This window comes from Ciceribacter lividus (assembly GCF_003337715.1).
Lineage (GTDB): Bacteria > Pseudomonadota > Alphaproteobacteria > Rhizobiales > Rhizobiaceae > Allorhizobium > Allorhizobium lividum.
In genome coordinates, this window is sequence record NZ_QPIX01000001.1 from 374,023 (window position 1) to 386,418 (window position 12,396).

Annotated in this window: 11 protein-coding genes; 10 read left to right on the forward strand and 1 reads right to left on the reverse strand. The window is 64.8% G+C overall.

Features of this window, described 5'->3' with window-relative positions; translation table 11 throughout:
- From ftsW to lpxC, 9 genes are all read left to right on the forward strand, one after another.
- Positions 1-1,155, forward strand: a complete 1,155-nt coding sequence (gene ftsW / locus DFR48_RS01875) for a putative lipid II flippase FtsW (RefSeq protein ID WP_114361444.1) — start codon at positions 1-3, stop codon at positions 1,153-1,155.
- A 5-nt stretch (positions 1,156-1,160) separates the two neighbouring features.
- Positions 1,161-2,279, forward strand: a complete 1,119-nt coding sequence (gene murG / locus DFR48_RS01880) for an undecaprenyldiphospho-muramoylpentapeptide beta-N-acetylglucosaminyltransferase (RefSeq protein ID WP_114361445.1) — start codon at positions 1,161-1,163, stop codon at positions 2,277-2,279.
- Complete coding sequence (gene murC / locus DFR48_RS01885; RefSeq protein WP_114361446.1) at positions 2,276-3,691, forward strand: UDP-N-acetylmuramate--L-alanine ligase; 1,416 nt, start codon at positions 2,276-2,278, stop codon at positions 3,689-3,691. Before murG ends, murC begins: the two co-directional genes overlap by 4 nt.
- Positions 3,688-4,662, forward strand: coding sequence for a UDP-N-acetylmuramate dehydrogenase (gene murB, locus DFR48_RS01890; RefSeq protein ID WP_114361447.1), 975 nt, complete (start codon positions 3,688-3,690; stop codon positions 4,660-4,662). Before murC ends, murB begins: the two co-directional genes overlap by 4 nt.
- A 365-nt stretch (positions 4,663-5,027) precedes the next feature.
- The gene (locus DFR48_RS01895) at positions 5,028-5,954 is read left to right on the forward strand and encodes a D-alanine--D-alanine ligase (RefSeq protein ID WP_114361448.1); all 927 of its coding nucleotides are present in this window, start codon (positions 5,028-5,030) and stop codon (positions 5,952-5,954) included.
- A complete protein-coding gene (locus DFR48_RS01900) occupies positions 5,942-6,868 on the forward strand; it encodes a cell division protein FtsQ/DivIB (RefSeq protein WP_425359223.1) in 927 nt (308 codons plus the stop codon). Before DFR48_RS01895 ends, DFR48_RS01900 begins: the two co-directional genes overlap by 13 nt.
- Positions 6,865-8,196 (forward strand): cell division protein FtsA, encoded by a 1,332-nt coding sequence (gene ftsA, locus DFR48_RS01905; protein WP_114361450.1) that lies wholly within the window; start codon positions 6,865-6,867, stop codon positions 8,194-8,196. Before DFR48_RS01900 ends, ftsA begins: the two co-directional genes overlap by 4 nt.
- 92 nt (positions 8,197-8,288) lie before the next feature.
- Positions 8,289-10,016, forward strand: coding sequence for a cell division protein FtsZ (gene ftsZ / locus DFR48_RS01910; protein ID WP_114361451.1), 1,728 nt, complete (start codon positions 8,289-8,291; stop codon positions 10,014-10,016).
- A gap of 281 nt (positions 10,017-10,297) precedes the next feature.
- On the forward strand, positions 10,298-11,254 hold the full coding sequence (gene lpxC / locus DFR48_RS01915; RefSeq protein WP_114361452.1) for a UDP-3-O-acyl-N-acetylglucosamine deacetylase: 957 nt from the start codon (positions 10,298-10,300) through the stop codon (positions 11,252-11,254).
- On the opposite strand, the gene DFR48_RS21865 is transcribed toward lpxC, so the two are convergent.
- Complete coding sequence (locus DFR48_RS21865) at positions 11,220-11,564, reverse strand: hypothetical protein (protein WP_170141755.1); 345 nt, start codon at positions 11,562-11,564, stop codon at positions 11,220-11,222. The genes lpxC and DFR48_RS21865 overlap by 35 nt on opposite strands.
- Here DFR48_RS21865 and DFR48_RS01920 point away from each other — a divergent pair.
- Positions 11,557-12,366 carry an outer membrane protein assembly factor BamD gene (locus DFR48_RS01920; RefSeq protein WP_425359224.1) on the forward strand — a complete coding sequence of 270 codons (810 nt, stop codon included), beginning with the start codon at positions 11,557-11,559 and terminating at the stop codon, positions 12,364-12,366. The two genes, DFR48_RS21865 and DFR48_RS01920, sit on opposite strands and share 8 nt — an antisense overlap.
- Positions 12,367-12,396: the final 30 nt, after the last annotated feature.

Here is a 12,396-nt window from a genome sequence, read left to right on the forward strand (position 1 = left end):
ATGGTGAGCCGCGTTGAGAGGGGGCCTGTGGCCGAGTGGTTCTGGACCATAGACCGTCTGTTCCTTGTGACATTCGTCCTGCTGATGGGCATCGGTTTCATGCTCTCCTTCGCGGCCTCGCCGGCGGTTGCCGAGCGCCTCGGCCTCGACAGCTTCCACTTCGTCAAGCGCCACGCGGCGTTCATGTTGCCGGCGCTCGGCGTGATGTTCGGCCTGTCCTTCCTCTCGCCGCGGCAGGTGCGGCGGACCGCGATCGTCATCCTGGCCGTCTCGCTGCTCATGATGGTGCTGGCGCTGTTCTTCGGCATCGAGGTCAAGGGCGCACGGCGCTGGGTGACGCTCGCCGGCATCTCGATCCAGCCGTCCGAGTTCATGAAGCCTGCCTTCGTGGTCGTCTGCGCCTGGCTCTTCGCCGAACATGCCCGCCAGCCCGAAATCCCCGGCAACTTCTTCGCGATCATCCTCTTCGGCATGGTCGCCGCGCTGCTGATTGCCCAGCCTGACCTCGGCCAGACGATCCTGACCTCGGTCGTCTGGGGCGGGATGTTCTTCATGGCCGGCATGCCGTGGCTCTGGATCATGGTGCTCGGTGGGCTCGGCGGTGTCGGCCTCGTCGGCGCCTATCTGACGCTGCCGCACGTCGCGGGCCGTATCGACCGCTTCCTGACGGGCGAAGGCGACACCTTCCAGGTTGATACCGCACGCGAGGCGATCATCCGCGGCGACTGGTTCGGACAAGGGCCGGGCGAGGGCATGGTCAAGCGGATCATTCCCGACAGCCATACCGACTTCATCTTCTCCGTCGCGGCGGAAGAATTCGGCATCGTCTTCTGCATCGTTCTCGTCTCGATCTTTGCCTTCCTGGTGCTGCGCGGCCTCAACCACGCCTTCAAGGAACGCAACGACTTCAACCGGTTCGCGGTTGCGGGCCTCGTGCTGCAGATCGGTGTCCAGTCGCTGATCAACATCGGCGTGAACCTCGAACTGCTGCCGGCGAAGGGCATGACGCTGCCGCTGATCTCCTATGGCGGATCGTCGATGATCGCGATCTGCGTGACGGCGGGTTTCATCCTGGCGCTCACGCGGCGGCGGCCGGAAAAGCGTGCGCAGGAGCGGAGCCTGTTCCGCTCGGTCCACGGCGTTCCGGCGGAGTAATGGCAATGGCAAAGGGCCTTATCCTTCTCGCCGCCGGCGGAACCGGCGGACACCTCTTTCCGGCCGAAGCGCTCAGCCACTCGCTGGTGGATCGCGGCTATACGGTTCATCTCGTCACCGACAACCGGGCCGAACGCTATGCCGGCATGTTCCCCGCCGAGATCATCCACACCGTGCCGTCCGCGACGATCGGCTCCAAGAGCCCGGTCGCGGTGGCCAAAGCGCTCCTGACGCTCTGGCGCGGCTATCGGGCCGCCCGGCGGCTGATCCGGGAGCTGAAGCCGCTCGCCGTCATCGGCTTCGGCGGCTATCCGACCCTGCCGCCGCTGATGGCGGCGGTCCGTCTCGGCATACCGACGGCGATCCATGAACAGAACGCCGTCATGGGCCGCGCCAACAAGGTGCTCGCAAGCCGCGTGACGGCGATCGCGGGCGGCTTCCTGCCGGAAGGCGGAGCATACTCGGAGAAGACGACGGTCACCGGCAATCCGGTGCGGCCGGCGGTCGTCGCGGCGTCGAGCATTCCCTACGCCCCGTCGCGGGAAGGGCAGCCCTTCCGTCTCGTCGTGTTCGGCGGCAGCCAGGGCGCGCAGTTCTTCTCCTCCGCCGTACCGGACGCCGTCGCGCTTCTCGATGAACCGCTTCGGCACCGGCTGACGGTGACCCAGCAGGCGCGACCGGAGGATGCCGAGCAGGTGGCCGCCCGCTACCGGGCGCTCGGGATCACCGCGGACGTCTCGCCGTTCTTCACCGACATGGCGGCGCGCATCGCCGCCGCCCATCTCGTCGTCTGCCGCTCGGGCGCCTCGACGGTGTCGGAACTCTCGATCATCGGGCGACCCTCGATCCTCGTGCCCTATCCTTACGCACTCGACCACGACCAGGCGGCGAATGCCGCCGCACTCGCGGCGAACGGCGGCGCCGAGGTGATTCAGCAGAAGGACCTTTCCGTCGAGCGGCTCGCCGGCCTCTTGAAGGCGGCGATGAGCGAGCCGGAGCGTCTTTCCGAGACGGCAACGGCGGCGCGGCGATCTGGCATGCCTGATGCATCGAACTTGCTTGCCGATCTCGTAGAGGCTATTGCCGGCAAGACGCGAGCGCATGTGAAGGGAGCCAAATCATGAAAATGCCGACGACAATCGGCCTGGTCCATTTCATCGGCATCGGTGGGATCGGCATGAGCGGGATCGCCGAGGTCCTGCACAATCTCGGCCATCGCGTGCAGGGCTCCGACCAGAGCGACGGCGCCAACGTCCAGCGCCTGCGCGCCAAGGGCATCGAGGTCTTCGTCGGTCACAAGGGGGAAAACCTCGGTGATGCGGAAGTCGTGGTCGTCTCGACGGCCATCAAGAAGGACAATCCGGAACTCGTCGCGGCGCGCGAAAAGCTGCTGCCGGTCGTGCGCCGGGCGGAGATGCTCGCCGAACTCATGCGCTTCCGCAACGCGATCGCCATCGGCGGTACCCACGGCAAGACGACGACTACGTCGATGGTCGGCGCGCTTCTCGAGGCGGGCGGTCTCGACCCGACCGTCATCAACGGCGGCATCATCAACGCCTACGGCACCAATGCCCGCATGGGCGAGGGCGAGTGGATGGTCGTCGAGGCCGACGAATCGGACGGCACCTTCCTGAAGCTGCCGGCGGAAGTGGCGGTCGTCACCAACATCGATCCCGAGCACCTCGACCACTACGGCAATTTCGACGCGGTGCGCGCGGCCTTCCGCCAGTTCGTCGAAAACGTGCCCTTCTACGGCTTCGGCGTGATGTGCCTCGACCATCCGGAAGTGCAGGCGCTCGTCGGCAAGATCGAGGACCGCAAGGTCATCACCTATGGTGCGAACCCGCAGGCCGATGTCCGCTTCTCCAACGTCCGGCTCGAAGGAACCCACTCGACCTTCGACGTCGAGATCCGCCGGCGGCGCACGGGCCGGGTCTTCACCTTCAAGGACCTGACGCTGCCGATGCCCGGCCGTCACAACATTTCGAACGCCTGCGCGGCAATTGCCGTCGCCAACCGGCTCGACATTCCGGAAGAGGCGATCCGTAAGGGCCTGTCGGGCTTTTCCGGCGTCAAGCGCCGCTTCACGCTGACCGGGACCTGGAACGGCGTGTCGATCTTCGACGACTACGGCCATCACCCGGTTGAGATCAAAGCCGTGCTCAAGGCAGCACGCGAAGCGTGTAGCGGACGGGTCATTGCTATCCACCAGCCTCACCGTTATACCCGTCTTTCAAGCCTCTTCGAGGACTTCGCCAACTGCTTCAACGATGCCGACTGCATCATGCTGGCGCCGGTCTATGCGGCGGGCGAGGACCCAATCGAAGGGGTAAACGCCGAGGCGCTGGTCTCGCGCATCAAGGCGAGCGGCCACCGCGACGCACGGTATCTGCCGGGACCGGAAGGTCTCGCGCCGATCGTCGCGGAGCTGGCCAAACCCGGTGACTTCGTCGTGCTCCTCGGAGCGGGCAACATAACCCAGTGGGCTGCCGCCTTGCCCAAGGAACTGGAAGCGATTTCGGAAGGTCGGAAATGAAACAGGTCGATGGAGAAAAGCTGCTCGCCTCGCTCGGGGACGGCGTCAATCAACTGCGCGGGCGTCTGACGCCGGATGCGCCGATGGACCGGGTCACCTGGTTCCAGGCCGGCGGCCTGGCCGAGCTCATGTTCCATCCGCACGACCTCGACGACCTCGTCACCTTCCTCAAGCTTCTGCCGGAAGATGTGCCGCTGACCGTGGTCGGTGTCGGTTCCAACCTGCTCGTGCGCGACGGCGGGATACCGGGCGTCGTGCTGCGGCTCTCCGCCAAGGGCTTCGGTCAGGTGGAGCTTGCGGGCGAGAACCGCATCCGCGCCGGCGCCATCACCCCGGACAAGCACCTCGCCGCCATGGCGATGGACCACAATATCGGCGGCTTCCACTTCTATTACGGCATTCCGGGAAGCATCGGCGGCGCGCTGCGCATGAATGCCGGCGCCAATGGCGGCGACACCTCCCAACGTCTGGTCGAGGTCGAGGCGGTCGACCGCAAGGGCAACATCCACGTGCTTTCCGCGGCTGACATGGGCTACAGCTACCGGCATTCCACGGCGCCCGCGGACCTGATCTTCACCAGCGCGGTCTTCGAAGGCTATCCCGAGGAGAAGGCGAAGATCCGTGCCGACATGGATGCCGTGCGCCATCACCGCGAGACCGTGCAGCCGGTCAAGGAAAAGACCGGCGGCTCGACGTTCAAGAATCCGGAAGGCCATTCGGCCTGGGAACTCATCGACGAGGCGGGTTGCCGCGGGTTGATGATCGGCGGCGCGCAGATGTCGTCGCTCCACTGCAACTTCATGATCAATATCGGCCACGCGACCGGCTACGATCTCGAATATCTCGGCGAGACCGTGCGCCAGCGAGTCTTTGAGAATTCCGGCACCAAGCTGCAGTGGGAGATCAAGCGGCTCGGCATCTTCATGCCGGGACGAGAGATCAAGCCGTTCATGGGCGTCACCGAAGAATAAATACGCCCGAGGGCGAGGGGCGGACAGGTCCCTCCGGTCATCGAGGGAATCATCGAAAACGGGCGGCGATTCCGCCCGTTTTTTCGTTTCCGGCCCCTCTTGCCCGTCGCCGTGGAGCGTCGGAGGCTTGCCGCCGGCTTCTTCCGTTCGTCCGCGGAAATCAATAAAAACAAATAGATATCAACATCATAGCAAGTGCGTCCGGTGTCCGGCGCTTGAAAAAAAATCAGCACCCGATGCGCGCCGGTTAACGAAAGTAAACGCTTCATTAACCTTAATGTCGTTTTACTCAGGCAACGGGTCATGTCTCGCCCAGATGGCGGCGGACCTCAACAATGTTCGGTCTTTCGCAGCCGGGGGCGTAAATGAGTGGCAAGCATGTAGCCGTCCTGATGGGTGGTCTTTCTTCGGAGCGGCCTGTGAGCCTGTCCTCCGGGAATGCATGCGCCGAGGCGCTGGAAGGCGAGGGCTATCGCGTCACCAAGATCGACGTCGGTCGTGACATTGGTCAGGTGCTTGCCGATCTGCGGCCGGACGTCGCCTTCAATGCGCTCCATGGTCCCTTCGGCGAGGACGGCACCATCCAGGGTGTCCTCGAATATCTGCAGATCCCGTATACCCATTCTGGCGTGCTCGCCTCGGCCCTCGCCATGGACAAGGGGCAGGCGAAGATCGTTGCGGCGAACGCCGGGATTCCGGTTGCGGAAGCGCGGGTGATGTCGCGCTTCGACATCGGTTCCGAGCATCCGATCAAGCCTCCTTATGTCGTCAAGCCGGTGCGCGAGGGCTCGAGCTTCGGTGTCGTCATCGTCAAGGAGGATCAGTCCCATCCGCCGCAAGTCCTGACGTCGTCCGAATGGCGTTACGGCGACCGGGTCATGGTCGAGCACTACGTGGCCGGCCGCGAGCTCACCTGCGGCGTCATGGGCGACCGGGCGCTCGGTGTCACCGAGATCGTACCGCAGGGGCACAGCTTCTACGACTATGATTCGAAGTACGTCGCCGGCGGTTCCAGGCACGTGTTGCCGGCGGAAATTTCACCGAAAATTTACCAAAAAATACAAGAATTGGCCATGAAGGCGCATCAGGCGATCGGCTGCCGCGGCGTGAGTCGGTCGGACTTCCGCTACGACGACCGGTTCTCCGAAGACGGTGAGCTCATCTGGCTGGAGATCAATACCCAGCCGGGCATGACCCCGACCTCGCTGGTTCCTGAGATGGCCGCTCACGCCGGTTTCGGCTTTGGTGAATTCGTTCGTTGGATGGTGGAGGAAGCATCGTGCTTGCGCTAGGCGGCAGAAAGCATAAGTCCCGGGCCGGGATTTCGGCTGCGTCGCCGGCAGGCGAGGCGGTGGTGCTTCCGCGTCCGCTGCGCCGTGCCACGCGCTTCGCGCTCGGGCTCTGCTCCGGTCGAATCGGCATCCCGCACTATGTCGGGCGTCTCTCCTTCGTTGGCTATTGCTCCTTCGTCGGCGTCTACGGCGTCGTCGCGGGCGGGCATGGGGCGCAGGTTGCACAGTCGCTGACCTCGTTCGCGGGCTTCGCCATCGAGGACGTCAAGGTCGCCGGCAACGAGCAGACCTCGGAAATCGACATCCTGCAGCTGCTCGGGCTCGACGGCACGACGTCGCTCATCTCCCTCGACATCGATGCTGCCCGTGACCAGCTTTCCAGGCTTCCCTGGGTGGAAAGTGCCGAGGTCCGCAAGGTCTACCCCTCGACGATCCAGGTCGCGCTGCATGAGCGCAAGGCCTACGGAATCTGGCAGCACGGCACGGAACTTTCGCTGATCGAGCGCAACGGCAGCGTCATCGGCCCGCTGCGCGACAACAAGTTCGCGACGCTGCCGCTCTTCGTCGGCCGTGACGCCGAGACGGCGGCCGCTTCCGTCGAGCAGGAATTTGCCAAGTGGCCGCAGATCGCCGGCCGCGTGAAGGCCTTCATTCGCGTCGCAAGCCGCCGGTGGGACATCCATCTCGACAATGGCGTGGTGGTGAAACTTCCCGAGGAGAACCTCGACGACGCGCTGGCACTGCTCTCCAAGCTCGATGCCGAGCAGCAGGTGCTGGCACGCGACATCGCGGCGATCGACCTGCGGCTTCCCGATCGCACGACGATCCAGCTGACGCCCGAAGCACAGGCGCGTCGTCAGGTGGTGCTGGAACAGCGGGCCAAGGCCCTCAAGAAGGCGGAGCAGAGTATATGAGCCTTTTCGGTAGCTCCAGTTTCGGTCTGCCGCGCATGAAGCCCCTTTCGGCGAAGCGGTCGCATGTCGTGTCGGTCCTCGACATCGGCTCGACCAAGGTCGTCTGCATGATCGGCCGGCTTACGCCACGCAAGGAAAGTTCGGTCCTGCCGGGTCGCACCCACAATGTCGAGATCATCGGCATCGGCCACCAGCGCTCCCGCGGCGTGAAGTGCGGCGTGATCGCCGATCTCGATGCCGTCGAGAGCGTCGTCCGGCTCGCCGTCGATGCGGCCGAGCGCATGGCCGGCCTCACCGTCGAGAGCCTGATCGTCAACGTCTCGGCCGGGCGGCTCGCCAGCAACGTCTATACGGCGACCATCGATCTCGGCGGCCAGGAAGTCGAATCGAGCGACCTGAAGAAGGTCCTCGTCGCCGCCGGCCAGCAGTCGCAGCGTCACGACCGCATCGTCCTGCATTCGCTGCCGACGGGCTTCTCGCTCGACGGCGAGCGCGGCATCCGCGATCCGCTCGGCATGTATGGCGACGAGCTCGGTGTCGACATGCACGTCGTCACCGCGGAACGGCCGGCGCTGCGCAATCTCGAACTCTGCATCAACCGTGCGCATCTGTCGGTCGAAGGCGTGGTCGCGACCCCCTATGCCAGCGGGCTGGCGGCCCTCGTCGACGACGAAGTCGAACTCGGCTGCGCGGCAATCGACATGGGCGGTGGCATGACCACCATCTCCGTCTTCGCCGAAGGCAAGCTCATCCATACCGATGCGATCGCGATCGGCGGCCATCACGTCACCACCGACCTCGCACGCGGTCTGTCGACCCGGATCGAGGATGCCGAGCGCCTGAAGGTCGTCCACGGCTCGGCGCTCTCCAACAGCACCGACGAGCGCGACGTGATCTCCGTTCCGCCGATCGGCGAGGACGATCGCGACCAGCCGACTCAGGTGCCGCGCTCGCTGGTGACGCGAATCATCCGCGCCCGTATCGAGGAAATTCTCGAAATGCTGCGCGACCGGATCCAGCAGTCGGGTTTCAGCCCGGTCGTCGGCAAGCGCGTGGTCCTGACCGGCGGCGCAAGCCAGCTGACCGGCCTTCCGGAAGCCGCCCGCCGCGTGCTCGCACGCAATGTGCGGATCGGCCGCCCGATGGGGGTCGCGGGCCTGCCGGTGGCGGCCAAGGGGCCGGCGTTTTCGACCGCGGTCGGTCTTCTGATCTATCCGCAGGTCGCCGACCAGGAGACACATGCAGGGCAGGGCGGGCTGTTCTCGCCCTTCGGCAACGGAAACAGCCGGATCGCCCGTGTCGGGCAATGGCTGAAAGAGAGTTTTTGAGTTTCTGCCTCGCCGTGGCGGCGCAAGGCAAGAAGAGTTGAAGAGATCAGGCCGGCGTGGCGATGCGGCCGGAGAAAGAAGGAACGGGTAACATGACCATTAAGCTGCAGAAGCCAGACATCACCGAGCTGAAGCCTCGGATCACGGTATTCGGGGTCGGTGGCGGTGGCGGCAACGCCGTCAACAACATGATCACCGCCGGGCTCCAGGGCGTCGATTTCGTCGTCGCAAATACCGACGCGCAGGCGCTGACGATGACGAAGGCCGAGCGGATCATTCAGCTCGGCGCCAGCGTCACCGAAGGTCTCGGCGCCGGTTCGCAGCCGGAAGTCGGCCGCGCAGCCGCCGAGGAATGCATCGATGAGATCATCGATCACCTGAACGGCACCCACATGTGCTTCGTCACCGCCGGCATGGGCGGCGGCACCGGCACGGGTGCGGCTCCGGTCGTCGCCCAGGCCGCCCGCAACAAGGGCATCCTCACCGTCGGCGTCGTCACCAAGCCCTTCCACTTCGAAGGCCAGCGCCGCATGCGGCTGGCGGAAGCCGGCATCGAGGAACTGCAGAAGTCCGTCGATACCCTGATCGTCATCCCGAACCAGAATCTCTTCCGCATCGCCAACGACAAGACCACCTTCGCCGACGCATTCGCCATGGCTGACCAGGTGCTCTATTCCGGCGTGGCATGCATCACCGACCTGATGGTCAAGGAAGGCCTGATCAACCTCGACTTCGCCGACGTCCGCTCGGTGATGCGCGAGATGGGCCGCGCGATGATGGGAACCGGCGAAGCTTCCGGCCCGGGCCGTGCGATGCAGGCGGCGGAAGCAGCGATCGCCAACCCGCTGCTCGACGAGACCTCGATGAAGGGTGCACAGGGCCTCTTGATCTCGATCACCGGTGGCCGCGACCTCACGCTCTTCGAAGTCGACGAAGCCGCGACCCGCATCCGCGAGGAAGTCGATCCGGACGCCAACATCATCCTCGGCGCGACCTTCGACGAAGCGCTGGAAGGCCTGATCCGCGTGTCGGTCGTCGCGACCGGCATCGACCGCACCGCCGGTGCCATGGCTCCGAAGACCTACGAAGCGCCGGCCGCACGGCCGGTCATGCGCCCGGCCGCAGCCGTCGCTCCGGCCCCGGCTCGCCCCGTCGTGGCACAGGCTCCGAAGGCCGCCGATCCGGTTGCCGACACCATCCGTTCCGCGGAGGCGGAAATGGAGCGTGAACTCGAGATCGCTATGGCCCGCCAGATGGCTCCGGCCCCGGCCGCAGCCGCAGCGCAGCCGGAGTTCCGCCCGCAGAGCAAGCTCTTCACCGCACCGGCACCGGCCGCTCCGCAGCAGCCCGTCGTCCGTGAGTCGGTCGTCGCTCCGGCTCCGGTCATGAGCCGTCCGGCCGCGCCGGTCGAGGCTGCCCCGGCCCGCATCGAGCCGGTCGCCCAGCCGGTCCGCCAGACGGTCGAGCCGGTCCGCATGCCGAAGGTCGAGGACTTCCCGCCGGTCGTCCGCGCCGAGATGGATCAGCGGGCGAGCGTCGCTCCGGCCCCGCAGGACGAACGCGGCCCGATGGGTCTCCTCAAGCGGATCACGAGCTCGCTCGGCCGTCATCACGAGGAAGAACCGGTCAACGCCGACATGACGACGTCCGCTCCGGCCGCCGCCTCGCAGCAGCGCCGCACGCTCTCTCCGGAAGCGAGCCTCTATGCGCCGCGCCGCGGCCAGCTCGACGACCAGGGCCGCACGGTGCCGCAGACGCGCGTGGCGCATGAGGACGACCAGCTCGAGATCCCGGCGTTCCTGCGCCGCCAGTCGAACTGAGTCTCGAAGCGGAGTGATTTCGGCGCCCGGGTCGCAAGGCCCGGGCGCTTCCATTTTCCGCACCTGCGAAAGAGCAGTGATTGTGCAATGGTTCCAATTGTTTGCCTTCGTAACAATACGAAAGAAACAGTGATTTGTGCTATCGGAGCGCTCTCCATATGTATGGGTTCGGGACAGGGGTGGATTCGGTGTGCAATGCCGATGTCATGCCCCCCAGAACGATAAACGGCAGGCGCGTTCGCCAGGCGAGACGCCGCCGCGGCAGATAAAGGCACTCTTCTATGGCAATCGGATTGCTGGGTTTTCAGACCACCATCGCGGCGCCGGTCACGCTGACCGGGATCGGCGTGCATTCGGGGACGCCAGTAACCATCAGCTTCCTGCCGGCCGAGGCCGGCACGGGTATTGTCTTCCATCGTCAGCATGGGAACGGGGCGATCACGGAACTGAGGGCGGTTTCCTCGCAGGTCGGCAATACCGATCTCTGCACCGTGCTCGGGACCTCGGCGGCCAGTTCGATCGCGACGGTCGAGCATGTGATGGCGGCGATCTATGCGCTTAGCATCGACAACCTGATCATCGAGGTCGACGGGGCGGAAATGCCGATCATGGACGGCAGCTCGGCGCCGTTCATCGAGGCGATCGACCAAGTAGGCGTCAAGAATCTCGGCGTGAAGCGCCGCTACATCCGCGTCACCAAGCCGGTGCGTATTGAATCGGGTGCTTCCTGGGCCGAGTTCCGCCCGCATGACGGCACACGCTTCGAGGTGGAGATCGATTTCGATAGCCCGCTGATCGGTCGCCAGATGTGGCAGGGCGAGATGACGGCTGCGGCCTTCCGCAACGAATTGTCGCGCGCCCGTACCTTCGGCTTCATGCGCGACGTCGAGCGGCTCTGGGCGGCCGGCTTCGCGCTCGGTTCGTCGCTCGAAAACTCGGTCGTCATCTCCGACGACGACACCGTCATCAACATGGAAGGCCTGCGCTATGCCGGCGACGAATTCGTCCGCCACAAGACGCTCGACGCCGTCGGCGATCTCGCCATGGCGGGCGCACAGTTCATCGGCTGCTACCGTTCCTACCGCGGCGGCCACAAGCTGAACGCCAATGCGCTCAAGGCCCTGCTCGACGACCGCAGCGCCTACGAGGTCGTGGAAGCGCCGGTGCGCAGCCAGCAGGTGCGCGCGCGGGAGTTCGTGGCGGTCAATGTTCCAGAATTCGCGCCATGGTCTGCCTGACATCGCGCAGATGACACGAAAGGCCGCCCGTCGAGGCGGCTTTTCTTTTTTGAACGGCGGGGAAGAGAAGAACTGCGGCAGAGCCTCTGCGGGCGATCGTCCAAATTCGGGATTTCCTTCGGAGCCTGCCACAAAATTGCGTCAAATCACCATCATTGCGTTGCTCTCTCCACGCTTTTATGGCTAGAAACGCCAGTTGGAAGCGGCGGTATTCACGCAGCGCTGCAATCGGGAACTGTCGAATGAGTGAAGTTAAGTCGGGAATGCTTGGAACCGCCGCTCGGATCGCCGGCGTGTTCTTGATGATCACTGCGACAGGTTCCCTGCTGGCATCGTGCCAGTCGGATCCCGACATCGACATCACCAAGCTCGCGGCCGAAACCGAGCCGGCGGAAGTGCTGTACAATCAGGGCCTTGCCAACATCAAGGCCGGCAACATGGCCGAGGCGGGGCGCAAGTTCGACGCAGTCGACCGCCAGCACCCCTTCTCGGAATGGTCACAGAAGTCGCTGGTGATGAGCACCTTCGTGAAGTACCGGCTCGGGCGCTATACGGAAGCGACCGCGACAGGCAAGCGCTATCTCAGCCTCTACCCGCGTGCGGACGACTCGGCCTATGTGCAGTACCTGGTCGGCCTTTCCTACTGGAAGCAGATCACCAACGTGACGCAGGACCAGAAGGCCTCGAACCAGACGATCGAAGCCATGCAGAAGGTGGTCGACGAGTATCCGGACTCCGAATATGTCGACGACGCGCAGGCGAAGATCCGCTTCGCGCGCGACCAGCTCGCCGGCAAGGAAATGCAGATCGGCCGCTACTATCTGGAGCGCAAGGAATATCTGGCGGCGATCTCGCGCTTCCGCGTCGTCGTCGAGAGGTATCCGACGACGAACCAGGTCGAAGAGGCACTTGCCCGTCTCGTGGAATCCTATTACGCGCTCGGCGTCGTCGAGGAGGCGCAGACCGCCGCGGCCGTGCTCGGGCACAACTATCCCGACAGCCAGTGGTATGCCGACTCCTACAAGCTCCTGAAGACCGGTGGTCTGGAACCGCGTGAGAACGCCGGCTCCTGGATCTCCCGTGCCGGCAAGAAGCTCCTGCTCGGGAGCTGATCGTCAGTCTCAAACCAGGCGAGATCTGAA